Origin of the sequence: Streptomyces virginiae (assembly GCF_041432505.1) — a bacterium.
Lineage (GTDB): Bacteria > Actinomycetota > Actinomycetes > Streptomycetales > Streptomycetaceae > Streptomyces > Streptomyces virginiae_A.
This window is the reverse complement of record NZ_CP107871.1, coordinates 8,460,123-8,483,635: the sequence shown is the minus strand read 5'-3', so window position 1 is coordinate 8,483,635 and position 23,513 is coordinate 8,460,123. Positions and strand designations below refer to the sequence as shown.

Below are 23,513 nucleotides of genomic sequence, written 5' to 3'. Positions count from 1 at the left end.
CCTGGTCGGTGCTCACGCGTCCGTGCCTTCCTCGATCGTGCGCCCGGCGTACAGCGCCGCGGCCATCCGCATGCCTTCGGACCAGGCCACCGGTCCGACCTCGGTGAGGCGTACGCCCCGGCCTTCCTCGTCGTGCCAGCTCAGCGCGCCGGTGGTGGTCTCGTCCTCGTAATAGGGTTCGCCGATCCACACGGCGGCCTCGGTCGCGGTCCCGGAGTCCCGGACCTTGCAGGTGGCGTAGCCGCCGGAGACCCGGTAGCCGAGGCTCGTGGCCCGGGCGGCGAGACTGAAGCGGGTGGGGAAGGACCCGCCCGCGTAGTCGCGGACCTCGGTGGCGGTGGCGGCGAGCTCGGTGGGCTTGAGCCAGGTGGCCCGATGGATCTGCTCGACCCGCTGGACGATGCCCAGCTCGGCCGCGAAGTCCCGTACGTCGTCCAGGTCGGGCAGCAGCACGGGGTGCGGCAGGGTCACCGTGCGCGGGGAGAGCCGTACGGTCTCGCCGTCGAGGTTGACCACCTTCAGCTCACCGGAGGCGGTGGCGTCCCGCAGGAAGCCCACCTCGTCCGGGTCGTCACCGACGACGGCCACGTCGCGCAGGGCGTTCTGCCAGGCCTCGTCCGGCCAGACCCGGGCGAGCAGTTCGGTCGGCACGGGCAGCGAGGAGACCATCCAGCTGTCGACCTGTGCGGCGCAGGCCGCCTCGTGCCGGTCGAGCCAGGCGGCCAGCCTGCGCAGCCGGTCCACCTCGGGATGGTCCTTCAGGGCCTTGGGCAGTGTCTTCAACTGCCGTCCCGCCGTCCGCCCGGTGGCGGACCTCGCCGCCACCCGTCCCTCCACCAGGGCGATCTCGTACCCCTCGCCCGCCGCCAGCCATGCCATCAGCCGTGCCCCTCCGCCTGTCCGTACCGGTTCCGCGCAGCCTTGACAGGGGGGAGCCGACCCCCCTGAGCTGCGGTATGTCGGGAGACTAGCGAGAGCCACTGACAACGCCCGTCGGAGGGGCCTGCGTAGGTTGATTGTCCGGTTCTGGGTAGTGTTTCCGGGACAGCGTGCGGAGCGGTACCGGCTCGGGGTGGGGTTATGGGACGTCAGATACGTGTGTCGGGTGCGGTGCTGGTGGCGCTGCTGTTGGCCACCGCCACCGGGTGCTCCGATCCGGTGGCGGCGGGCGGCGGGGACCCGAAGGCGTCCGCGCCCGCGGGCTCGCCGGCCGGCGAGGCGCCGAACTCACCCGGCGGCGACGCCAAACCGGCCGGCGGGGACGTACTGCCCGGTATGGTCAGCACCGCCGTGGCACGCACCCAGTTGGCGGCGCTCCGGGTGGCGCCGGTGGGCACCATGGCGGGCTACAGCCGGGACAAGTTCACGCACTGGGCGCAGCAGGGCAACAAGTGCGACACCCGTGAGGTGGTCCTGGAGCGCGACGGGACCGATGTCACCCGGGACGCCGAGTGCAAGGCCGTCTCGGGCACCTGGAAGAGCCTCTACGACGGGGTGGTCGTGACCGAGGCCGGGAGGATGGACATCGACCACATGGTGCCGCTCGCCGAGGGCTGGCGCTCGGGCGCGGCCGGCTGGGACTCGGCGCGACGCAAGGCCTTCGCCAACGATCTGACCCATCCCCAGCTGCTGGCCGTGACCGCGGCCTCGAACCGTTCCAAGGGTGATCAGAGCCCCGACCTGTGGCAGCCGCCGGACAAGGCGAGCTGGTGCCAGTACGGGCGGGCCTGGACCACCGTGAAATCCACGTACGGACTGACCGTCACCGAACCGGAGAAGAAGATGCTCACCACGATGCTGGACACCTGCGCCTCATGACGCGGCCGGACCAGTGGCAGGACGAGGTGCTCGCCGGGCCGGGCGGCGCGATGACCGACGAGGTCGGTGTGATCACCGGCCCGCTGACGCTGCGTACGACGGTGGTGGCCGGGGGCCTGGTCCGGTTCGACGTCCAGTACAAGGACGCCGACGAGTGGTACGTGCTCACCGGCAGTCCCCGGGCCCATCACGGCGCCCCGGCCGCCCTGCACGCCGCCGCCCTCGCGGCGGTCCGGGCGGGCGGCGGGGCCGAGGCGCCGGGCGGCGGGACCGGCTGAGGCGCGGGGCGACCGGGCGCGGGGCTCAGAGGACGGCGATGCCCAGGGGCCGGGCGCCCGCCGCGAGTCGGCGGGTGGCACCGGTGTCGAGGTCGACGACCGTGATGCCGTTCCAGTAGCCGTCGCGGGTGTAGCCGCCCGTGACGTAGGCGGTCCGGCCGTCCCGGGAGACGGCCACGTCCTCGTGCGGGCCCTGGAGCGGGTACACCCGCTCGGCGCCGTCCGGGGCACGGACGGTCAGTGAGGGGCCCTTGCCGTCGCCGGGCCGCACGGCGCCCGTGCCCACCACCAGGAGCCGGCCGTCGGGCGTGAGGGCGGCGCCGTGCTGGTGGGTGTCGGCGGTCATCGGCTCGATCCGGGTCCGCCCGGTCCTCGGGTCGACCACCGCCAGCCGCTCCCCCTCGAAGGGGAGCAGCAGGTGCCCGTCGGTGGGGCGTACGACGGCGTAGTGCGGCTTCAGCCAGGAGGCGAGCCCGCCCTCGGTGCCGTAGGGGGCCACCTCGATGCGGCGGGGGCGCAGCGCGTCGGCCGCGACCACCGTGACGTCGAAGGAGTCGTGCCCGGTGACGTAGACCTCGGCGCCGTCCGCCGACACGTCCACGTCGAAGGGGCGCCGGCCGACCGGCACGACGGCGGTGACCTCGTTCCTCGCCGTGTCGAGGACCTCCAGGACCCCGGTGGTCCCGGGGACGTTGACCCCGACGTAGGCGTGCGCGCCGTCGGGCGACAGCGCGATGCCCATGCCGCCGCCCCGGTACTCGCCGTCGGTGACGGGGCCGGTGGCGGTCCGGTACGGGATCAGGGCCACCCGTACCCGGGTGCGCGTGTCGACGACCGCCACCCCCTCGGCGGTGGCGACCCATGCCCGGCCGTCCGCGCCCAGGGCCATCCCGTACGGGGCCCTGCCCACGGTGACCGAGGCGACCGTGCCGCGCTCGGGGTCCACGAACGACACGGTGTCGGCCCCGAAGTCGGCGGTCAGCAGCAGCCCTTGCGGGGTGGGAACGGTGTCGGGCAGCGGGGAGGCGGCGGAGGACGCCGGGGCGGGCGGCGCGGGCGGGGCGTTCCCGGCGCAGGCGCCGAGCAGCAGGGCCGCGGCCATCGCCGCGAGGGCGCCGCGGGTGCGGGTACGGGTGTCCCGTGCGCGGCGGTTCATCGGCCGGACCCGGCTTCCGCGGCGTCGGCCGCCGCCTTCAGGGTCCGCGCCATGCCGTCGAAGCCCCGGCGGGCGGCATGCTCGTAGGCGGTCACGCCCTCGTGGTCGGGCAGCAGCGGATCGGCGCCGGCCGCGAGCAGGACCGTGACGACCTCGGCGTGGCGCGGGCCGCCGTCGCCGAGGATCACCGCCTCCAGCAGGGCGGTCCAGCCGAGCCGGTTGATGTGGTCGACGTCGATGTCCGTCGTCTCGAGCACGGCGCGCACGTAGGCGATGTGCCCGCGCTCGGCGGCCGGGATGAGGGAGATCCCGCCGAAGCGGTTGCGCTGCTTCAGGTCGGGTCCGGCGGGCAGCAGCAGGCGCATCATCCGCACGCTGCCGGTGACGCCGGTCACCAGCCAGGGGCTGTCCTGCCGGGAGTCGGGGGCGTTCGGGTCGGCTCCGGCGGCGACCAGCAGTTCGGCCACGGTCACGTGGTCGCCGAGCGCGGCGAGCAGGAGCGGCGTGCGCAGTTCCTCGTCGCGGGCCTCCACGGCAGCCCCCGCGGCGAGCGCCGCGCCCACCGCGGCCGCGTCGCCGCGGCGGGCCCCGTCGAGGAGGAGTCGGTCGTGCGCGTTCATGGTGTCCCTCTCGGCTCCGGGCGGGGAGGGCCGGGTACGCCCTCCCGCTCCCCCGGTCCATGCTCGCCGCGCCGCGCCTGCCGGCGGGTCCGACCGGCGGCCGGAGCGCGCGAGCGGTCCGGCCGACCCGCGGGTCGACCGATCGGCCGATGCGGCCGCGCCCGGCTCGCCGCTCACCTGCACGACCGACCGACGGCCACCCCTGGGGCGATGAGAAGGTACCCGCCTGCGCAAGGCGTCCCCGCCGGTACCGTCGGCGGCGGTTCGAGCTGACCGACGCAATCCTTTCCGACGGCACGTATGCGGCGGAACTCACCGGTCGGGGCTGTCGATCCTGCTCGTCAGCACGGTCCCCAGGCGCACGCACGCCGCACGGCCCATGGAGAGCGGCCCGCCCCGGACCGCCCCCTCGCCGGTACCGATCGAGGGCACGCTCACCACCGGGCCCGCACGTTGCGCGTCACCGACGACGTCGACACCCTGCCGACACCCCAACGGGTCGACCGTGCCCAGGTCGAACTCTCCTGAGCAGACGGCGGTCGCCGCACGCCGGTCCACCAACTGCCGGCCGGCGGCCGTTCTCGCTAACGGTCCTCAGTGGGCCCGGACCGGCCAGAAGTCTCAGGGCTTCCGAGGGATCGGCACCATGGACATTCGCGTGGGTCGTTCGCCAGGCCGGCCGGAGGAGGCGGGGGGAGGGGCAGGGGCAGTGAACAGCCCAACCTGTATTCGTCCTGGAGTTCTGACATCGAGCTCATCCGTGTCCAGGACGGGGTGGTTTCGCGGGCCGTGCCTGCTTCAGCCAGGCGGCGGATCGTCAGCATCAACACCGCCCGCACCGTGCCCGCCACCCGTCGTGCCGTCGTCCATGGATCACGAGCTGCCGCATCATCGCAGGTGGCCATCCTCACGCAACCCTTCTCGCAGGTGTCCAGATGATCCGGAAGCCGGACCGCGCAACGAACTGCCCTCAGCTGCCGCGCGTCTCGGCGGGACGGACCTTGCCGAAGCGCACCATCCACAGCGGACGGCTCCCACCACGACAGACCAATGATAATTCTTTCGGTTCGGGAATTTCGAACTTCCCCCTCGCCACCCAGGACGAAATAGAGCGAGCACGAATCAGACCGGCCGCCACCCTTTCAAACATTACTCATTCGACGACGACAGAGCAGCGATGTGCGAATTGCCGGGGTTTTCGCCCCACTCCGACGATGTGCGAATTGCCGGGGTTTTCACCCCGCTGCGGCGATGGGCGAGTTGCCGGGGTTTCAGCGATATTGACCACTCTTTCCGCTGGGCGTGCCGGATCAGCCGAACGGGCCGAGCGTCCTGCCGGCACGTGGCATCGGACAGCGTTCCGGCGCGGCCCATCAGGGCCCTGCAGGCTGCGGCTCTCCAGGGCAATGCCGCGCGGCGCAGGGGCTGGATGGACTTTCGCCGCCCCCCTTCGGCCGCCTCACCGCACCCAGGGCTTCATCGCCCGAGGCGCCGGCATCGAGCCGGCGCAGCACTCCACCCTCAGAGCTGCAGCGGTTCAGCGGGTGGGGCCTGCCGCCGACCAGGGAGCGTTCGGCCGTAGGACGGGTGGCCGACGTGGCTCATGAACGATCCGGATGCGGGGACGCCGACAGGCTCCTCCCCCGGCCACACCGGCACTGCCACTTCCCGGCGAGACAGCTCAGTGGCATCCACGTGCAGGGACAGGACCTGCCTGAAGCGTCGTTGGCGCCTCAGCTCAAGGGCGTCCACCGCCCAGAGACGGCCGGCCCGCGTCGAGTACAACGCCGTGAGAACTGTGCCCAGCGTGGCGGAAATCAGCACGATCCACAGGAAGATGTCTCCCACAGCTGATCCTTTCGAAGGTTGTGGTGGCGAGTACCGCCCGGTCCGAAGCCCGGCGATCGCACGGCATAACGCAGGGGCATATGCCTGGTTGCGTCCTGTCCCCCGATTGCAGCCATGCGCGGCAACCCGTCAGCCTTGGCATCTCGACCTATTTACCGATGGTCGGTCGACCCTCCGAGCTCCGAGCCCGGGGCGAGCACGCTCCTTGGGGCCACGTAGCCGCCCAAGCCCCGGGGAGCGGCGCCGGTGGAGCCCATGACGGGGCCCGACGCCAAGGGGGAGACGTGAAACGGCGGCCTGCGGCACGAGCCGGCGGCAGGCACGGGCGCGTCCCGATCGACAGGCGGGAGGACGGTCGTGTTGAACGTGGACGCATCGCCGACGGCCGGCCCCGCAGAAGCGCGGAGGTGCGGGTCCCACTCGCCGGATTCCCGCATCGAGCCGAAGCTCGACCTCACCTGAGTCACGCACCGGCGCGGCAGAAGAAATAACGTTCCGGCTGTTTGTTGAAATCGATATGACAGGGCCTAAAACTTGCCCCTCCGCCACCATCACCCGGATGGCGCATACCCTGACCAACATCGACAGCGTTTATGGAATATGACAACAGCAAAGCTCCCCGCCTTCCTCCGCAGGACTGCGGACGAAGACGAACAGGGAGACAGCTTTCGCTCCGGGGCGATCCGGGTCGGGAAGTGGCTTTTCATTCCGGGCTCAGCCGGCTGCGGCGTGACCCGGAACGCAACGCTGGAAGACGAGAGTCTGGAAATCGATCTCAGTTACTCGTCCTCGATCTTTGAGGAGTTTCTTCATACGATGAGCCTGATCCAGACCGACTTCGGCAGGCGGTTGGGGAACGCGGCAGCGTCCGCAACGGCCGTCGGCGAGCGCTCGGGTGGCAGCTCCCGTGTATGAGCCGTACGGGTACCCGGACATCCACGGTCTCCACCCCCAGCCGGAGACCTCGGCGTTCTGGGGCCGGCAAGAACACGTACAGCATCCCGCTCCTGGGCAACCGCTCGGCGGACCCGGCGAGGCGAATCGACCGTGGGATCCGGTGGAGGAACTCGCCGGCCTTCTCCAGGAGAGCGCTGCAGGTGGGCAGCGGGAGCCCCTCACCCGAGGCGGCTTCGACCGCACCGGTGACACGGCCGGCACCATCGGCCTCGTCGCAGGGTTGAAGCACTCCGCTCCCGAGCGTCCGCCCGCACGAGCCTCCGGGGGACACCGGCGAAACCTGCCGAAATCGCCGGTCATGACCCTGCTGCAAACCGGCAGTCTGTTCACCGCCACGCTGGTGGGCGCCATCGCGGCAGTCGTGAGCATCCTCAGTGGAGTGGCCATCTGCGACACCCTGCGCCACAGCGCCGGACCCCAAACGGCCCGCGAAGTGGTCAGCTGGTGGCCCCTGCTGATCTACGGCCCCTGGATGGTCGCCTCCCTGTCCATCCTCAGATCGGCCTTGCACCAGCGCCGCGCGCTTCATTCCTGGTCCATCGTGTTGTTGTTCTCCACCCTGGCCACGCTTTTGTGCGTGGCCCAGGCGCCCAGAACAATCGCGGGCGGGGCTGCATCCGCTCTTCCCGCAGTCGCGGCGCTGGCCTGCTTCCAACAGCTGGTCCGCCAGATCACGCTCACGCGACCACCTCGCCAGGCCGCTCCGCGGCACCGCAACCCGACAGCCTCTGTGCCCACTCCGCTCCGGCAGACGGCGACCACCGGACGCGGCGCGAGCAGTGTCGCTCCTGCCTACCCTGCGGCCGACAGCGGGGCGGTCCACTCGTCCCACAGTCACGGCCACGGCCACCGATTCGGATACGGCGCATGACGCTCGCACGCGTGCGGCAGTGCCACGTGCGCAGGTCGACGCAAAGGTCCTTGGTTCGACGTCCAAGTGCGGGAGCCGGAATCCTGGACGCGCGTCAGAGAGGAAACCGGGGTGCCGCACGACGACGCAAGAGAGCCGATCGGCCCACGGGCGGCGCCCGTGAAGAGCACAGGCGGTAGCAGCTGCTGACTCCTCCCTGGCCAACCCGGTCCTTCCCACACGTCAAAGGGGTGCTCGCCTGCACCTTTGAAACGAAGATCGAAACCGATAGTCACGGTCCGCACCCAGACTCAATCCGACGGTCTACCCGTCTTTCCCCCCATCGCGAGCTGACTCCGAGCCGGCCGTCCACCGCGATGCTGCCGGGACCACACCCCCGCACCCCGAGCGTCCGATCACTGCGGCACACCGGCCCGACGTGCCGTGGGGAACGGTCATGCCGGGCAACGGAAGGTGGCCCCGTCGGCATCTGCGGCAGGACTGCCGCTCAGGTGATCAGCGCCATGGCAGCCATGGGGGGTCATGCGCAAGGGGCCTGCGCCCACCGGGCACAGGGCCACACTCCACTCAACCGAACACACACATGCGCTCCGGCGCCTCGCCGCCACGCCCATCATGAGAGATCAGCAACATGTACGAACTGAACTACGCAGAACGAACCCAGTACAAGCGGCGCCAGGACACCGCCTACCAAGCCGGCGCAGACGCTGTCACCAAGCTTCAGGCAGCGCTCGCGCTCGCAGACATGACACTTCCCTCCTTGAGCAACGACGGGCCCGTGGCCGGCCACGGCTTCGTCCGGCTCGGAGGGTGCAACGCGGCCTTCGCCAACCGGCTCGCCGAAGTCATCACCGCAGGTGCCCGCGCACTGCAGTATCAATCCAAAACCGGCAAAGTGGAGCAGCCTCAGGAGGGGTTGCAGCAACGGCGCACCGTCCACGGCATCGCAGGTGACGGCTACCAGATCCTGCGCGCGCAAGCTCCGGCCGCACCGGACCCCATCGTCGCGTTCCTCCTTGCCGTGCGCGAGACCACCGGGCATCCAGCCCGCCTGGAGCGGACGCCGACACCGGCCCACTGAGGCTGTACCAACTCACGGGCCTGGCCGAACCGGTCCGCCACCGCCATCAGCTCGGCGAGCACGTCCTCGACGAGCTGATGGCGGAACCGAACGCTCGGTCGCCCGCCAAAGGCCGCCCCCGGACCGGCGAGGAGGCGGTCAACGCGATTCGGCCTGGGCCTCCTTCGCCACCGACAGCGGCTCGGCGATGTCCTCCAGCGAGCGGCGCTCGGCCTTGACCGCCAGGAACGCCGCCACGAGTCCGGCGGCGCACATCAGCGCGGCACCGATCCGGAAGGCGAGCGCCGTGTCGCCGACCACGCCCGACTCGGTGAGGTCGGCGAAGATCAGCGGGCCGCTGATGCCACCGGCCGCGGTGCCGAGGGCGTAGAAGAAGGCGATGGCCATGGCGCGGGTCTCCATGGGAAAGACCTCCGAGACGGTCAGGTACGCACTGGAGGCGCCCGCCGACGCGAAGAACAACACCACGCACCAGCAGGCCGTCATGGTCGTCGCCGTCAGTGAACCCCGGTCGAACAGCCATGCCGTGCCGAACAGGAGCACGCCCGAGAGCAGGTAGGTGGAGGAGATCATGATCCGGCGCCCGAGCGTGTCGAACAGCGCGCCGAGCAACAGCGGTCCGAGGAAGTTGCCCGCGGCGATGACGGCGAAGTAATAGCCGGTGCTGCCTGTCGGCACGTCGAAGAACGTCGTGAGGATGGTGCCGAAGCCGAAGGTGATGGCGTTGTAGAGGAACGCCTGGCCGATGAAGAGCGACAGGCCGAGGAACGCGCGACGCGGGTAGCGGCCGAAGACCGTCCTGGCGATCAGCCCGAAGCCGATGCTCGCGCGCTGGTGGACGGTGATCTCGCCGGCCGGCGGCGGGAGGCGTTCGCCCTTCTCCTCCTCGATCCGGTGCTCCACCGAGCTCACCAGTTCCTCGGCGTCCTCCGATCTGCCGTGGATGAACTGCCAGCGCGGACTCTCGGGGACGTGCCGGCGCACCAGCAGGACGACCAGGCCGAGGACGACGCCGAGCGCGAAACTGAGCCGCCAGCCGAGGTTCTTGGGGAAGATGTCGGTGTCCAGCATCACGACGGACAGCAGGGCGCCGCCGATCGCGCCCAGCCAGTAGCTGCCGTTGATGATGAGGTCGACGCGGCCCCGGTAGAGGGACGGGATCAGTTCGTCGATCGCCGAGTTGATGGCCGCGTACTCGCCGCCGATGCCGAAGCCGGTGAGGAAGCGGAAGAGGAAGAACCACCAGGACTCGAAGGACAGCGCGGTCATCGCGGTCGCGCCCAGGTAGACGACCAGGGTCACCATGAAGAGCTTCTTGCGGCCGTAGCGGTCCGTCAGCCAGCCGAAGAAGAGCGCCCCGGAGCAGGCACCTGCCACGTAGAGAGCGGCGGCGACGCCGGTGACCTGGGCGGCGGTGATGTCGAGGCCGCTGCCTTCCTCGGCGAGGCGGCCGGCGACGTTGCCGACGATGGTGACCTCGAGGCCGTCGAGGATCCAGACGGTGCCGAGGCCGATCACGATCATCCAGTGCCACCGGGACCACGGCAGGCGGTCGAGGCGGGCCGGCACGGCCGTGGTGACGGTGCCCGTGGTGGCCGGCACGGGCACCGGCGACGAGTCGGATGCCATGGTTCCCTGTTCCTCCTTCTCGGACGCCCCTTTGCCCTGCCGGGTTCCCGCGAACCGGCAGGACATGCGGTCACGTCCCAGCTTGCTCGCGGGCTCCGGGCACACCCGCCGCGACACACCTGACACGGCCCGCGCGAACTGCCGTAGCCCGGCCGCCGTGCCGTTCGCGCAGCTGTGACGGCCCCTCACCAACTGCGTGGCCGAGCGCCGTTGTCAGTGGTCACGGCTACGTTCGTGATGTTGCAAGGGGCCGTTTCCCGACAGGAGTGGATGATGTCCGAGAGCAGTGTTCAGCCCACGCTGAGGGTGGTGCTGGCCGACGTGAACGAGCACGTGGTGGAGGCGTGGCGGGCGGCGTTCGCGGACACCCCCGGCATCGAGATCCGCTGCGGCTCGATCCTCGACGAGGACGTCGACGCCTGGGTCACCCCCACGAACTCCCGGGGCCGGATGGACGGCGGCGTCGACGCCGCCATCAAGCGCCACCTCGGATCGGGCATCCAAGTACGGGTACAGCGCGCGATCCGAGACCGGTTCGCCGGAGTCCTCCCGGTGGGCAGCGCGGTCTGCGTCCCGTCGGGCACGGCCGTCCCCCGGTACCTGATATCGACCCCGACCATGGTGCAGTCCTCGCAGAACGTGAGCGCCACCCTGAACGTGGCACTGGCCTGCGCCGCCGCGTTCCAGGCCGTTCACCGGCAGAACCGGCGGACGCCGGGCAGCATCCGCTCCGTGGCCCTGGTCGGGATGGGCGCGCAGACCGGCCGAGTCCCGGCCCGGCTGTGCGCCAACCTCATGTGGACCGGCTACACCCTCTTCCACGACCACTGGTTCCAGGACGACGACGAGTTGCGCGCCACGATCATCACGCAGCTGAACGGCATCGAGAAGGCCCCCGTCGAGGAGCGGAGACGCATCGTGCCGCCGAAGCCCGACGGGCCCGTCCCCGCAGGCCACCCGGTCGGCCACCTCCCTTCCTCCACCGACACGAACGAGAGCTCCTCTCCCATGACCGACGCGAACGACCCCCTGGCTCTCACCGAACTCTTCGACGGCGGCGGCGAACCCTGGCTTCCGCTCCTGAGGCCGGTCATCGAGGCGCTGCCGGACGCCCCCCGGTTCATCGGGAAGGGCCGCAGCCCCGAGGTCGTCCCGGTGCGCGAGCTGACCTTCCAAGCGCTCAAGCCCAACCCGCCGCACAAGTGGAAGGTCGTCGCCTTCGGCCAGAATCCCTACCCACGGCCGGAGAGCGCGACCGGCATAGCCATGTTCGACAACACCTTCAGCGACTGGAAGGACAGCCAGTTCGGCCGGGTCGTCAGCATCCGCTGCCTCATCAAGGCGGCGGCGATGTGGAAGTACGGCATAGCCAAGAAGACGCCCATCGCCGAGGTGCGCGCGTTGTTGAAGGAGCGGGACACCGTCCAGCCGCCGGAGTGGTTCCAGGCGATGCTCACGCAGGGCGTGCTGCTGCTGAACGCCTCCCTCACCGCCAGCGGCGACGGAGCGATGGGCGCCGACCAGCACACGGCGTTCTGGCGGCCCGTCGCCGAACGCATCGTCGAGGAGATCCTCAAGGCCAAGCAGGACGCCGACGAGGAGGACCGCGGGATCGTCTTCGCCTGGTGGGGGGCGCACGCCCGTAACCTCAAGCGGGTCGTCCTGCGACTGCAGGAGAAGTACCCGGACGTCGAGGTCCGGCACATCGACCACGCGAACCCGGCGGCGCAGGGCGACATCTTCTGCGAGGGCGACCACTTCGCCCTGGTGAACGAGGCCCTCGCCTCGCTGGGCGCCGACCCGGTCGACTGGCTGCCGAGCAAGGGGTGGGATCAGGGAACGGCCGGCGCGGACGCGGGGGTCGCGGCACGTATGGGCGCCTTCATCGAGTCGACGATGAACCTGCACCAGCTGTACCTGGAGCGGCTCACCAGCGTCAAGGACGAGGGCCTGGTCCTCCCCGCGATCACCGGCGTGTTCGACACGCCGCTGATGGATTTCCAGGAAGCCGTCGCACCCGTCGCCCGGACGCTGGCCGGGCTCGCCGGACACATCGACCGCTCACACGACTTCGGCAAGCGGCGGGCGGACGAGACGTCCGCCGGCCTGTCCGCCGACGCGATCGCCGCGCTCCACCTCTACACCTGCGAGTCCGCCTTCTACCGCGAGATCAACGCCGTCCTGCGCTCCCCGGACCGCACCGCGGTCACGCCCTACCTCCCGTACCTGCGGCTGCTGTTCTCGGCGGTGTCCGGGCTGCCCGCGCACACGCAGCCGTTGTGGCGCGGCGTGTCGCTGGACCTGCGGGCGCAGTACCCGGTGGGCCGGACGGTCACCTGGTGGGGCGTCTCCTCGTGCACCTCCCAGCTGCACGTGGCCCGGTCCTTCCTGGGCAGCCGTGGCAAGCGCACGCTCTTCGAGGTGACCCCCGCCAAGGCGGTCGGGATCAAGAGGTTCTCCGCGTTCACGGGAGAGGAGGAGTACATCCTCGCCCCGGGCACGCAGCTCAAGGTGACGGACATCAAGAGCGAGCGCAGCGGTCTCCACACGGTCAGGCTGACCGAGGTCGACGACGCCCTCATGGTGTCCTGACCCCGCGCCCCGGACGAGCCGGCTGCCGGCTGTCCGCGCCGGGGGTTGCCGGCCGCCCCGGCTGGGGTGCGGGGTGACCGGGTGCCGTACGGATCCGGGCGGCAGCCCGTCCTGCGGGCGGGCCTGTCGCATGACGTCACGTCACCGTGGCGCTGTCACCGGGAACGGTCAGCACATGAACAGCGGTCGGGGAGGGGACGCGGCCAGGCGAGGCGGGCAGCTTGGTGGTTCCGGCTTCCGAGGCCGCGTCCGGCCTCGACGAGGTCGAGGCGGCCCGGCGGGGGTGGTACAGGCACCACCCGCGATGCGGGCACTGGGGGGATCGTCCGGTGGACCGGGTTCTCGGAGGATCGGTGGGTACCGAATCGCTCCGACCGGGGGAACCACTCACATGCACCTCTTCAAGAAGCCCGCGCGGTGGGCCACGGCCGCCGCGTGCGGGCTGCTCGCTTTCGCCGCCCTGCCCGCGTCACCGGCGAGCGCCGCCGGGGCGAAGGACGGCGCGCCGGCCGTGCCCGCGCGGTACGCGCAGCAGCGCCTCGACTGGCAACCGTGCGAGTCCGGTGCACTGGAGTGCGCCTCCATGACGGTGCCGCGCGACTGGTACCACCCGGGCACGGGGGCGGATCTGACCGTCGCGGTGTCCCGGCACCGGGCCACGGACCCTGCCGCGCGGCGGGGCGTGCTGATGATGGCGGCCGGCGGGCCGGGTGCCTCGGGGTTGGGCCGGCCGGCGGGGCCGGCGGCGTACTCGCCCAAGGTGGCGGCCGCGTACGACATCGTCGGCTTCGACCAGCGCGGGGTCGGGGCGAGCACGCAGGTGGTCTGCTCCGACCAGGACGCGGTGGACGCCCTGTTCACCAGCGGCGACCTGCGCGACCGCTCTCGCCGGGCCGTGGACGCCACCGTGGACCGGGCGCGGAACTTCGTGCGGGACTGCGAGCGCAGGTCGGGCGATCTGCTCCCGTACATCACCACCGACCAGGCCGTGCACGACATGGACCTGTTCCGGGCGCTGCTCGGCGAGTCGAAGGTGTCCTACTACGGACCCTCGTACGCCACCTTTCTCGGCGCCTACTACGCAACCGAGTTCCCGCGCCGGGTCGACCGGGTGGTGCTCGACAGCAACATCGGCTTCACGGGCAGTTGGCAGAAGTTCCTGACGGGCCAGCCGATGAGCTTCCAGCGCCGGTTCGAGCAGGACTTCCTGCCCTGGCTCGCCACGAACGACGCGACGTACCACCGGGGCCGGACCGCCGAGGAGGCCAAGGCTTCGTACGAGCGGCTGCGGCGCGCGCTGAGCGAGCACCCCCTGGACCTGGAGGGGACGACGATCACCCCCAACCACCTCGACGCCGCCGCCACCTCCCTCATCTACAGCGGCGACCGCTTCCCCGATCTGGCGACGCTGCTCGGTGTCCTGGAGCACCCGGAGGCGGCACCGCAGGCCGCCCGCAAGGCCCTGGCCGAGAAGCTGAAGCACCCGCTGGGGGCGCAGTTCGCGGCGGACTTCTTCTCCGTCATCTGCCAGGACACCCCGTGGAACCACGACAGCGCCTTCTGGGTCCGCCGCAGCGCGGCCGACAGCGCCGCGTACCCGATGGCCGGGGCCCGTGAGCTGACCTTCGCCTCGATATGCGCCGCCTGGCCGCGCTCCCGGGCGCCCCGGGTGCAGGTCACCGGGCAGGGGCTGCCGCCGATCATGATGCTCAACTCGCTCCACGACCCGGCCACGTACTACGAGGGCGCGCTGCAGGCCCACCAGGGGACGGCCGGATCCCGGCTGATCACCGTCGGCGGCGGCGACCACGGCGTCTACCAGTCGCACAACCCCTGTGTCGACGCGTACGTCGAGGGCTTCCTCGTCGACGGCCGGATGCCCACCGAGGATGCCTCGTGCGAGGGCAAGCCGCTTCCCGACCCGACCACTGGCCGGTAGGCCGTCCCCTTCGGATCTTGCCGGTCAAGCCCGTGTCGTCCGGTGCCGTGCATCGGCGCAGTCGCGCGGTGTCAGCGGATGGGGGACCCCGCACGGGGCGCGTGACGATCCGCCGGTGGAGCGCGAAGTGTGTGGACGGCAGAGAGCCGGCCCACGAACGCGGCCCGGACGCCCTCGCCCTCGCCCTCGGGATCACCGGCGCTCCGCGGGGGTCGGCCCCGTGGGGCGCGCACCGCCATGTCTTGGACCGGTCCCCCTCAAACGCCCGGCACCCACTGCTCGGCGCGGGATTGTCGTCATCCGTCGTTGTGTCCGGCTGATGCATTGATGGCCTGAGGGCGGTGGTCGGACCGGTACCCCTACTTGCTCCCGAAGCTGGGAGCTGTCCAGGGGAACAGATCGAAGATCAGCAGAACCGACCAGGTGAGTTGGATGCCTGCGGCCAGGATCCATGCGGGTCTGTTCGGCATCTTCATCAGCCTCAGACCCCCGTACAGCGTTGGGAGGCAGTAGGCGAGGCCCACGACCGCGTCGGCGAGGCGCTTGCCCCCGCTGTCTCGTTCGGCGGCCACGCCCTGGCCGATCCAGTACAGGAAGACACTCAGGCCCAGTACGCCCAGGCCTGCACAGATCCTGAGCAGCAGGGCCGGGTCCGTCGTTGCCCGTTGTGCTGCACGGGTGAGCCCGAGGACGGCAATGCCGGGTGAGCGGAGGACAGCGCCGAGTGGTGTGCCGGCGTCGTGGTCGAGCCAGAGGTCCGCCGGTGCCGGGGTGCGCTCGGTGGTCGCGCCGGCTGCTGCGCCGGGCGTCACCTCGTCCACCTGTTCCAGCAGCCCTAGCCGGATCGCCGCCCGTGTGCCGACCCGGAGACGCCGTGTCTCCGGGACAGGAAGCGATCCGTCAGCTGTTCCCTCTTCTCCCGGGACGCGCGATCGCTGCGCTTGCGCACGCTGCGACTTCAGCGGAGGGTCCGAGGCGTGCCGTTCAACGTCGCGGCTGGTGAGGGGCTTGTCCAACGCCACTTTGGACGCGAGTTGGACACCGCGGGCTGCCGCGGTCGGGTCGTCATGGCCGGCGGGGCGGGCAGGGTGCTGCTGCTCGGGGACCCCTTCCGTGTTGGACAGGGGTTGGACAAGGTCTTCATCGACGAGGAGTACCCGGGGCCCGGCGTCAGGTACCGCGGGAGTGGGTTGGAGGTCTTCTTCGATGAGCGCGTCGTCGTGGAGGCCTTCGGCGGTGATGTGCTCCAGGCGGGCTTCGAAGTCGGAGTCGTCCACCGCATCGTCGGTCTCGATGCGGACCGGTTCGAGGGAGCCGGGCGGGATGACCACGAGGTCCTGTGCTTCGCGTTCCAGCCGGCTGATCTCCTCCTGCGCGACCAGAACTTCGGCCATCCAGAACTCCTGCTGCTCCTCCGCCGTCATCCTTCGGGTGCGGGCCCGCTCCTGCTGCACCCGGACCCGGCTCAGGCGCTCCTTGGCCTGACCGAGCCGGCACTCCACCCGCGCCCGCTCGCGTTCGCTACCGAGCTTCAGCTGGAGCTCGGCATTCTCCAGCCGGCTCTGGGTGAAGGCGAGCATGGGCCGCAGCTCCGCGAGGTGCTTCTCCGCGTTCGCCGCGAGCGCCTGGTACTTGACGACCTGCTGCAGCGCGTCGTCGCGCCGCTGGTGCTGGCGCACCAACTCCCCGCCACCCGGGATACGCCCGGCACGGCGTTCGGCGTCGGCTGCCTTCCACAACTCCAGCGCCCGGACCGAGGCGGTGTTGCGGCGGACGCCGGGCGGGGTGAAGGCCTCCACGAGCTTCCCGACCAAAGGCTTGGGTACGAGCTGCGAGCCGTTGAGGTAGTTCCCCCAGCTGGAACTGCTCCGGCCGAACCGGTCGGCCAGCTCCCGCACCGGCGTGCCCCCGGTCAACGCCACCAGGAACAGGGCAAGCCGGCCGGCCGCCGTCTCCTCGTCGATCTCACGCTGCGGCGACACCGCACCCCTCCCCCACCGTGCCGTCCAACCCCGACCATCCGATGACCACGCTCGAACCCCCTCCCAACAGGCGAAACGCCCTTCGCCCACCCATGGACAGACCCGCGACGACGACTCTCTCCTCACCGCAACCGGTTCCGCCACCAGGGGAGAACGCCATGAGCCTGTCCACGCTGTACGCATTCCTCGGCCACGACATCCTCGGCAACGTCATCGCCGCCGCCCTCGTCGCCGGGACCGGATACCTAGCCAAGAAGATCCGAGCCCGCGCCCGCAACCGGAACGACCGAACCCGCAACACCCACCAGTAACCGACAGGGACGCGGCCCACCCGCTGAGGGAACGACACCCACGCCGCCCGGCACCGCATCGACGGTGCCGGGCGAGTGCTCCTCACCGCCGCCCCTATGAAGCCAGAACCGTCGAGGCGTAGGCCTGATCCTTGAGAAGCCTGGCAAGGAGATCGCCCCCGGTCCCCTTCCAGGTGATCGTGTGGCACCGGCTCGATCTTGTCAGCTGACGCCCGCTCAATCGGCTGTGCTGTTGCGAGCTGTCAGTCGTTGGCGCGTCCAGGTGATGAAGTCGTCTTGCGGGCTGGTCAACTGCACGTTGGCCAGCAGAGTTTCGATCTCCTCATGCGAAGCGTCATCGACCCTAAGGAGGATCTCCACTCTCGTGAGCGGCACGAGTCGCACCACTGGCAGCACTGGGTGGCGGCACTCCTGCAGGAGATTGCTTCGATCGAGAAGGTGGACGATCTGCGGGATGGCCTCGTCGCGTAGAACCGTCGCCAGCGCCTCGCCGCAGCTGAGGCCGTTGTCCTCGCGCAGGGCCCAGCGCTCGCGAAACGACGTCACGGAATCCGGAGCGTGCGCTGCGTGAGGCGGCGGAATCGCATTGCCTGCCAGCACTGCGGGCCCGAAAGCGATGGGGGCTCGTGCTTTCCCGATGGCTGAGTGCCGGTCAATCCACTCCCAGTACGGCGCCGGCACGATGCGGTAGCCGACCTCGAAGACGGCCGCATCAGGGTCTATGTAGTGACGGGCGAGCCCGAGAATGGCTTGATCACCGTTGCCGGCAGTGAGGCGGAAGGCGCGGCCGGACTTCTTGAAGCCGGCTGCTTTCATCACCGGGGCCGCGTGCTGCTTGACCAGTAGGTCCAGCGGTGTCATCGATGCCTTCCACGTTCTGCGTGCACATCCCTCAAGGTTCACCGACATCGAGGTGAGTGAAGCGTGAGCGGCCCCGATCGCGATGCCGGGAGTCTGATGTTCGCACGGGAGGTTCGGCCACTTCAGAGGACCGAACGCCTGCATGACCCCCGTCAGCAACAATGCCGCGTTCGAGCAAGCATCTGGTGATCGCCCTCACGGAATGTGTGCCAGAACCGAGAACCAAGAACGGGGGTCGGCGGGTTCCAGGATCATCCGATGCTGCTGGGCCGGCTTTGGAATGCTGCAGAGTTCCAGGAACGCCTCACAGCCCCCGTGTCGGGGATCGGGTCCAGGGCGCGGTGCAGCATCAGAACGTGCGATCGATAGCATCCCGTCGCGACGTTGCAGTGTCCTGACGAGGTGGGGAAGCGATGAGCGAGGACGTCCTGTCGATCATTCCGAGTAATCCGCGGTGGCAGCCGGATCGCGATGCGGTTGATCGCGTGATCGCGCTCGTCGAGGAGCTGACTCCCGAGGTTGCCGACGGCCTGGACGTGGAGATCGACGTGACGTGGCACGACGTGCTGACCGCTGTTGACTGCGGCGGCAACCTGGAAAGGATCGGTTGCCCCTTGTGCCAGGCAGACATCGACACGGAGTGGTGGGGCGACCTCCTTGAGGCTCACTGCGACGACGGGTTCACCACACTCGCGATCGAGGTCCCGTGCTGTGGCGGATCAACCACTCTGGATGTGCTGGATTACGACTGGCCGTGTGGATTCGCCCGCTTCGAGATCGCCATCTGGAACCCCGAACGCCTCTGGTTCAGCGAAGACGAACTGAGGGCGCTGGCGGACCGACTCGGCCATCCGGTGAAGCAAATCCGGGCCCATATCTGAACCTCGGCAGCTCAGGCCGTCGCGTCTGCCCGATGGCCCCAGCCCGGCTGTGCGGCCCTCGCCGAACGTGCCGCCGGCGTGCGGCATGCGCGCCGTCGGCACGTTTGGGGCGGTGGCCAGGGCTTGGCCGAGCCAGACGCTCCCCAGGACGGACAGGTGGCGCAGCGGCCCGTTGGCGAAGGAGATGACGGAGAGGCGGCCGGTGGAAGCGACCGGACGTCTTCGCCTTCAAGGTCGTCGGGGTCCCACTGGCCGAAGCCCTACGGGGCGGCCGCGGCAAACGCCGGCTCCAGAGAGGTGTGCCCTTGATGCTGAAGCCCTTGCGAGGTCCTCAACGGTGCCGGCGCACGCGCGGTGGTGGCCGGCGTCTGGTGTGCCGATGCTGCGGGGACGCGTCACCGCACTTGGACACGGGCGGTATCCCGACGACTCGGTCAGCACCGTACGGTCTGTCGCTTCGGCGGGCGTGTGAACGCGGAGCGTGTCGGCCGCGGGCCTTGATCACCCCGGTCTACGGTGGATCCAGGGTCCAGCGCCGCGTCATGCGGGGCGAGCGTTCCCCGGCACGGTCGTCGAGGCAGCCGCCTTGTACACCTTCACCTGCGAGGAGCGGCACATGCATCCGACACCAGGGGTGACCGACATCATCCGCAACGCCGACGTCGTATGAGCTCGGCGGCACATGCGATCTGAGCTGCCACCAGGCCCGGGAAGTAATCGACCGTGACCGGACAGAACCCTTCCGACACGGACCGTACGAGCCCGCGCGAGCCGGGGCCGAGGTCTGCTGTCCGCACCGAGAGCCGCTGGCCGATGGCCGCGGCGGTCATCGCTTCGGCGGTCCTCACCCTGCTTCTGCCCGACGACCTACGCCTCGGGCCCCGATGGGCGCTCCCCCTCGCCGAGGGGCTCCTACTGGTGGCGCTGATCTCGGGAGACCCGGGCCGGATCAGCCGCCGTTCCACCGTCCTGCGCTCGGTGGCGGTGGCCCTGGTTGTGGTGCTCGTGGGTAGTGCCATCTGGTCGACGATCCAACTGATCGACGACCTGATCCACGGCGGACACGAGACGAACTCCGCCAATGCCCTCCTGCTGGCCGGCGGCAGCGTCTGGTCCTCCACCGTTCTCGCCTTCTCCCTCCTCTACTTCGAACTCGACAGCGGCGGACCGGCCGCCCGGGCCCACCACATGCCACCCACTCCGGCGCTCGCCTTTCCCCAACAGCTCAGCCCCGAACTGAACGCCCCGCACTGGCGCCCGCACTACATCGACTACCTCTACCTCGGGTTCACCAATTCCACCGCGTTGAGCCCCACCGACGTCATGCCACTTGCACCATGGGCCAAGAGCGTCATGACCCTCCAGTCCATCCTTTCCCTCATGATCCTTGGACTCGTCGTCGCCCGGGCCGTGAACGTCCTCGCCTGAGATGGCCCGACGGAGGTCCGTGGCGCCGTGCCGCGTCCGTGAGCTGTCGAGGGGCCGCGCAGGGCTACAGGTGGCCGGCTGGTCAGGAGCGAGGGTGCTGTCATGGGCCAATGCTTCGGTCAGGCGTGCCGGGCCGGCGTCGATGTCCTCGTCGCGGCGCTTGACGCGACCGGACAGATCGGCCTGTGGTCGGGGGACATGATGGGGTCTGGCGCCGAGCGGTGGATCGGTCGCTCGATCCAGTTCACAGATCCTGTCGCGGATCATTGCGCTCAAGGCGCTGCCGAGCATGCCCATGACGGCTGCGGCCTACGGGCCGTGCACGAGCGCGTCTCCGACAGCCGCAGCATAGCCGGCAGGATGCAGGGCTCGGCCCGCCGCAACACCACACTGAGCGTCGTCCAATACCCAGCCCGCGGACCGCGCTGCGCTGCGGCGAACCCGAACGCCGACAGGGCCGATGTCGTGACACGCACGCGGTGTCACCTGTCCTGCGCGGTCAGGAGCATGACCAGGGCCTTGGCGGAGGTCGTCCCGGGCCGCCATCCGCTCCAGCACATCGGCGGCGCGCAGCGCGGCCGGCGGCGCGTCCGCGGCCGTGGCGTTCAGCCGCTCGGCCATCTCCACCAGGAGCGCGGTCAAGGGATCGGGCAGCGGCACGGCCGCCTCGCGGACCACGGACAGGTGCGCGGTCCAGTCGGCGAGCGGTCCGGTAGGTCGACGTCCGCTTCGTACAGGGGCCGGTCGCCGACCGTCGCCCGGTCCAGCGGGTACTCGGCTGCGCCGCGCCATCCGCACGCGCACTCCGCCCGCAAGGCCTCCGCAGGCTTACGACGGTACCGGCCGTCGTAGCCCGACCAGTGCGTCGTCGACGGCACGTCCGAACCGCTCCCGACGTCGAAGTACACCGGCCCCGGCTCACCGCCGCCGACCAGGACGCCCACCGCTCCGGCGTGCGCGTCACCGAAATCCACCGTCCCCCCGTCCCACCAGGAGCTTCTTGGGAGCCTTCAGCGGGGATCGGGCGATACACCGTCGTTCAGGTCGGTGTACAGCAGATGATGGTCCGAGTAGAGGCTGGGGCGGACGTGGTGTGTGCGCGGGGTGATGCCGCGCAGGAACACGTAGTCGAACTTGCTGTCCCAGTCGGTGGTCGCCGTGCAGGCGTCCGTGTCGGCATCGGTGGTCGAGGGGCGGCAGCCGGGGTCTGTGTCCGGGGCCAGGGCCCACATCGGGGCGAGTTCGGGCGCGTGCGGCGCGGCGTTGAAGTCGCCGAGGACGATCGCACGGTCGTGGCGAGCGACTTCCGCAGCGAGTACCTCGATCTGGTCCGCCCGGACCTCGCCCTGCCTGCGCTCGGCGAGGTGAGTGTTGAAGACGCGGACGGGCCGACCGCCCACCAGCGTGGTGACGGCAAGGTAACCGCGGTCCTCGGAGCCGCCGACGGGGTATTCGACGCTCACCCGGTCCGTCATCGGCGCCGCCGAGAGGATCGCCTGGCCGTAGCCGCCCGGCCGCCACGGCAGTCCCCCGCACCGGTTCCAGTTCCGCAGGACGGTCCCGTACTCGACCCGGTAGACCAGCCCGTAGGCCTCCTCCAGGTATCGGCGGATCCGCTCGACGTCACGAACGCAGGCCTCCTGCAGGCCGATGACCTGCGGCGCGTACGTGGCGATCTCCGTCGCCCGGCCGAAGTCGTTCCCGCTCCCGCACGGATTGCAAATGTTCCACGTGCCGACCCGGTCCCCCATGACCGCTTCGGCAGCATGGGACGGCAGCGGCCTGGCAAGGGGAAGGCCACCGCTCGGTGCGCCGGCGCCATGGAGCAGCACCAGGCAGACCGCGGTCATCGCGGCCGCGGCCCACCACGCGCCCCTTCTCAGCACGATCGCCTCCCCGGAGTGGACGCACATCATCACACTGAAGTGTGAGGGCGACTACTCGTGAGCTTGGGCAGTGCGGCAGGAATTTCGGCGCTACGCAAACCCGCTACCCGCCGGCAACGACGCGCGCGCCGGGGCCATACGAAGAGTTGCTCTAGGCTGCGCAGAAGATCAAGCGGATCACCGAACAACGGGAACCGGCACGCCCGACGCCGTCAAAGGCACCGCGGCGGCTCGGCGGGCGCAGTCGGGCCGCCACCCTCGCTCCGGTTCCCCATACACGCCGGCCTACCGTGGCCCGGACGGCCAGGCATGCGGAGCGGAGCCCGCTTCCGTCGCTCTGACCGGCGGGTGAAGAGGCTCCGCGCGCGGGCCCGCCCGCACACCGGCACGCAGGCCCATCAGCTCCGGCCTGGCAGGAACGACCACCCCGGCAGTGGTGGCATCCGCCCTGTTCGGGCGGCCGCTTCCGGTGGCAGGCAGCGGGTGGTGACAACCCGGGCGCTGCCATCGGCCAGGTGGTAGGACAGGCCGACCACGGCCACCGGGCCGGTGCCGACCTGCTCGGCGAGGACGCGGGAACGGGAGCGGTCCAGGAGGAGGCCGACGGTGTGGCGTATGTGCTCGGCAGTGACAGTCCAACGCGCTGACCGCGTACGCGGGTGCGCCGGTCGGGGCTCGGAGCCTAGGGCCACAGCGGCAGGACGGCCCTGTCTCCGGAGGTCACGACTCCTTGAGGTCGGGTACGACCTTGCGCAGGATCTCGGCGCTGATCGCGCCCGCGCGCTTGAGGACCGGGACCGGCCCGGTGAGGTCCACGATCGAGGAGGCGATGGCAGCCTCGGTGCGCCCGCCGTCGAGGTAGACGGCGACCGAGTCGCCGAGCATGCCGTGGGCGGCGTCGCAGTCCTGCGGGGACGGGTGCCCGGTCAGGTTGGCGGAGGAGACCGCCATCGGCCCCGTCGCGGCGAGCAGTTCAAGAGCCACCGGATGGGACGGCATCCGAACCGCGACCGTGCCGTGGGTCTCCCCGAGATCCCAGGTCAGCGACGGCTGGTGGCGGGCGACCAGAGTCAGGCCGCCCGGCCAGAACGCCTCCACCAGGTCCCAACCCTCCTGGGTGAGGTCCGTGACCAGGTCGTGCAAGGCGTCCGGGGACGCGACCAGTACCGGGGAGGGCATGGCCCGGTCCCGGCCCTTGGCATTCAGCAGCCCCTCCACGGCGTCGCGGTCGAAGGCGTCCGCCCCGATGCCGTAGACGGTGTCCGTCGGCAGCACCACCAGCTCACCCCGGCGCACCGCCGACGCGGCCTCGCGCAACCCGTCGCCCCGGCCTGACGCCGTCGAGCAGTCATATCGAAGGGCCATGTCCGTCCTC

The 23,513-nt window shown here is 70.4% G+C and carries 18 protein-coding genes and 1 pseudogene; 10 read left to right on the top strand and 9 right to left on the bottom strand.

Going from position 1 to position 23,513, the window contains the following annotated elements:
- Positions 1-12: 12 nt before the first annotated feature.
- Complete coding sequence (locus OG624_RS39130; protein ID WP_371640577.1) at positions 13-879, bottom strand: DUF4132 domain-containing protein; 867 nt, start codon at positions 877-879, stop codon at positions 13-15.
- Positions 880-1,080: 201 nt separating this feature from the next.
- Here OG624_RS39130 and OG624_RS39125 point away from each other — a divergent pair, with 201 nt between their 5' ends.
- Together OG624_RS39125 and OG624_RS39120 are read left to right on the top strand one after the other, a co-directional pair.
- Positions 1,081-1,818, top strand: coding sequence for an HNH endonuclease family protein (locus OG624_RS39125; RefSeq protein ID WP_371640576.1), 738 nt, complete (start codon positions 1,081-1,083; stop codon positions 1,816-1,818).
- Positions 1,815-2,096, top strand: coding sequence for a hypothetical protein (locus OG624_RS39120; protein WP_033216642.1), 282 nt, complete (start codon positions 1,815-1,817; stop codon positions 2,094-2,096). Before OG624_RS39125 ends, OG624_RS39120 begins: the two co-directional genes overlap by 4 nt.
- A 25-nt stretch (positions 2,097-2,121) precedes the next feature.
- Here the strand turns inward: OG624_RS39120 and OG624_RS39115 are convergent, their stop codons facing one another.
- Positions 2,122-3,252 carry a YncE family protein gene (locus OG624_RS39115; RefSeq protein ID WP_033216640.1) on the bottom strand — a complete coding sequence of 377 codons (1,131 nt, stop codon included), beginning with the start codon at positions 3,250-3,252 and terminating at the stop codon, positions 2,122-2,124.
- Positions 3,249-3,872 (bottom strand): ankyrin repeat domain-containing protein, encoded by a 624-nt coding sequence (locus tag OG624_RS39110; protein WP_371640575.1) that lies wholly within the window; start codon positions 3,870-3,872, stop codon positions 3,249-3,251. Before OG624_RS39110 ends, OG624_RS39115 begins: the two co-directional genes overlap by 4 nt.
- Positions 3,873-6,320: 2,448 nt before the next feature.
- Between OG624_RS39110 and OG624_RS39105 the strand changes: the two genes are divergently transcribed.
- The 3 genes from OG624_RS39105 (at position 6,321) to OG624_RS39095 (ending at position 8,629) form a co-directional block, all read left to right on the top strand.
- Positions 6,321-6,635: a hypothetical protein gene (locus OG624_RS39105; RefSeq protein WP_161296871.1), complete on the top strand. Its 315-nt coding sequence runs from the start codon at positions 6,321-6,323 to the stop codon at positions 6,633-6,635.
- Positions 6,636-6,777: 142 nt separating this feature from the next.
- The gene (locus OG624_RS39100) at positions 6,778-7,548 is read left to right on the top strand and encodes a hypothetical protein (RefSeq protein WP_161296873.1); all 771 of its coding nucleotides are present in this window, start codon (positions 6,778-6,780) and stop codon (positions 7,546-7,548) included.
- A gap of 631 nt (positions 7,549-8,179) precedes the next feature.
- Positions 8,180-8,629 carry a hypothetical protein gene (locus OG624_RS39095; RefSeq protein WP_244290695.1) on the top strand — a complete coding sequence of 150 codons (450 nt, stop codon included), beginning with the start codon at positions 8,180-8,182 and terminating at the stop codon, positions 8,627-8,629.
- Between the two features lie 138 nt (positions 8,630-8,767).
- On the opposite strand, the gene OG624_RS39090 is transcribed toward OG624_RS39095, so the two are convergent.
- Positions 8,768-10,258: an MFS transporter gene (locus OG624_RS39090; RefSeq protein WP_371589596.1), complete on the bottom strand. Its 1,491-nt coding sequence runs from the start codon at positions 10,256-10,258 to the stop codon at positions 8,768-8,770.
- A gap of 273 nt (positions 10,259-10,531) precedes the next feature.
- Between OG624_RS39090 and OG624_RS39085 the strand changes: the two genes are divergently transcribed.
- Positions 10,532-12,850: an ADP-ribosyltransferase domain-containing protein gene (locus OG624_RS39085; RefSeq protein ID WP_371640574.1), complete on the top strand. Its 2,319-nt coding sequence runs from the start codon at positions 10,532-10,534 to the stop codon at positions 12,848-12,850.
- 391 nt (positions 12,851-13,241) lie between these two features.
- Positions 13,242-14,789, top strand: a complete 1,548-nt coding sequence (locus OG624_RS39080) for an alpha/beta hydrolase (RefSeq protein WP_051762941.1) — start codon at positions 13,242-13,244, stop codon at positions 14,787-14,789.
- A 359-nt stretch (positions 14,790-15,148) separates the two neighbouring features.
- Here OG624_RS39080 and OG624_RS39075 read toward each other — a convergent pair whose 3' ends face one another.
- The gene (locus OG624_RS39075) at positions 15,149-16,771 is read right to left on the bottom strand and encodes a hypothetical protein (RefSeq protein ID WP_033216634.1); all 1,623 of its coding nucleotides are present in this window, start codon (positions 16,769-16,771) and stop codon (positions 15,149-15,151) included.
- 158 nt (positions 16,772-16,929) lie between these two features.
- Here OG624_RS39075 and OG624_RS39070 point away from each other — a divergent pair, with 158 nt between their 5' ends.
- On the top strand, positions 16,930-17,082 hold the full coding sequence (locus tag OG624_RS39070; protein ID WP_158711765.1) for a hypothetical protein: 153 nt from the start codon (positions 16,930-16,932) through the stop codon (positions 17,080-17,082).
- A gap of 216 nt (positions 17,083-17,298) precedes the next feature.
- On the opposite strand, the gene OG624_RS39065 is transcribed toward OG624_RS39070, so the two are convergent.
- Positions 17,299-17,943, bottom strand: coding sequence for a hypothetical protein (locus tag OG624_RS39065; protein WP_033216632.1), 645 nt, complete (start codon positions 17,941-17,943; stop codon positions 17,299-17,301).
- Between the two features lie 413 nt (positions 17,944-18,356).
- Here OG624_RS39065 and OG624_RS39060 point away from each other — a divergent pair, with 413 nt between their 5' ends.
- Both OG624_RS39060 and OG624_RS39055 read left to right on the top strand, forming a co-directional pair.
- Positions 18,357-18,824: a hypothetical protein gene (locus tag OG624_RS39060; RefSeq protein ID WP_033216630.1), complete on the top strand. Its 468-nt coding sequence runs from the start codon at positions 18,357-18,359 to the stop codon at positions 18,822-18,824.
- Positions 18,825-19,547: 723 nt separating this feature from the next.
- Positions 19,548-20,252, top strand: coding sequence for a DUF1345 domain-containing protein (locus OG624_RS39055; protein ID WP_051762940.1), 705 nt, complete (start codon positions 19,548-19,550; stop codon positions 20,250-20,252).
- 1,010 nt (positions 20,253-21,262) lie between these two features.
- Here OG624_RS39055 and OG624_RS39050 read toward each other — a convergent pair.
- The 3 genes and pseudogenes from OG624_RS39050 to OG624_RS39040 form a co-directional block, all read right to left on the bottom strand.
- Positions 21,263-22,165: an endonuclease/exonuclease/phosphatase family protein gene (locus tag OG624_RS39050; RefSeq protein ID WP_033217207.1), complete on the bottom strand. Its 903-nt coding sequence runs from the start codon at positions 22,163-22,165 to the stop codon at positions 21,263-21,265.
- 371 nt (positions 22,166-22,536) lie between these two features.
- A pseudogene (locus OG624_RS39045) lies at positions 22,537-22,770 on the bottom strand (hypothetical protein); the annotation flags it as partial.
- Positions 22,771-22,858: 88 nt separating this feature from the next.
- Positions 22,859-23,503, bottom strand: coding sequence for an L-threonylcarbamoyladenylate synthase (locus tag OG624_RS39040; RefSeq protein WP_033216623.1), 645 nt, complete (start codon positions 23,501-23,503; stop codon positions 22,859-22,861).
- Positions 23,504-23,513: the final 10 nt, after the last annotated feature.

Excerpts from the sequence above, each read along its gene's own strand:
- OG624_RS39110 (WP_371640575.1), bottom strand. The coding sequence starts at position 3,872 with ATGAACGCGCACGACCGACTCCTCCTCGACGGGGCCCGCCGCGGCGAC.
- OG624_RS39120 (WP_033216642.1), top strand. The coding sequence starts at position 1,815 with ATGACGCGGCCGGACCAGTGGCAGGACGAGGTGCTCGCCGGGCCGGGC.
- OG624_RS39050 (WP_033217207.1), bottom strand. The coding sequence starts at position 22,165 with ATGTGCGTCCACTCCGGGGAGGCGATCGTGCTGAGAAGGGGCGCGTGG.
- OG624_RS39080 (WP_051762941.1), top strand. The coding sequence starts at position 13,242 with ATGCACCTCTTCAAGAAGCCCGCGCGGTGGGCCACGGCCGCCGCGTGC.
- OG624_RS39085 (WP_371640574.1), top strand. The coding sequence starts at position 10,532 with ATGTCCGAGAGCAGTGTTCAGCCCACGCTGAGGGTGGTGCTGGCCGAC.
- OG624_RS39060 (WP_033216630.1), top strand. The coding sequence starts at position 18,357 with ATGAGCGAGGACGTCCTGTCGATCATTCCGAGTAATCCGCGGTGGCAG.
- OG624_RS39125 (WP_371640576.1), top strand. The coding sequence starts at position 1,081 with ATGGGACGTCAGATACGTGTGTCGGGTGCGGTGCTGGTGGCGCTGCTG.
- OG624_RS39090 (WP_371589596.1), bottom strand. The coding sequence starts at position 10,258 with ATGGCATCCGACTCGTCGCCGGTGCCCGTGCCGGCCACCACGGGCACC.
- OG624_RS39105 (WP_161296871.1), top strand. The coding sequence starts at position 6,321 with ATGACAACAGCAAAGCTCCCCGCCTTCCTCCGCAGGACTGCGGACGAA.
- OG624_RS39095 (WP_244290695.1), top strand. The coding sequence starts at position 8,180 with ATGTACGAACTGAACTACGCAGAACGAACCCAGTACAAGCGGCGCCAG.
- OG624_RS39115 (WP_033216640.1), bottom strand. The coding sequence starts at position 3,252 with ATGAACCGCCGCGCACGGGACACCCGTACCCGCACCCGCGGCGCCCTC.
- OG624_RS39040 (WP_033216623.1), bottom strand. The coding sequence starts at position 23,503 with ATGGCCCTTCGATATGACTGCTCGACGGCGTCAGGCCGGGGCGACGGG.
- OG624_RS39070 (WP_158711765.1), top strand. The coding sequence starts at position 16,930 with ATGAGCCTGTCCACGCTGTACGCATTCCTCGGCCACGACATCCTCGGC.
- OG624_RS39065 (WP_033216632.1), bottom strand. The coding sequence starts at position 17,943 with ATGACACCGCTGGACCTACTGGTCAAGCAGCACGCGGCCCCGGTGATG.
- OG624_RS39130 (WP_371640577.1), bottom strand. The coding sequence starts at position 879 with ATGGCATGGCTGGCGGCGGGCGAGGGGTACGAGATCGCCCTGGTGGAG.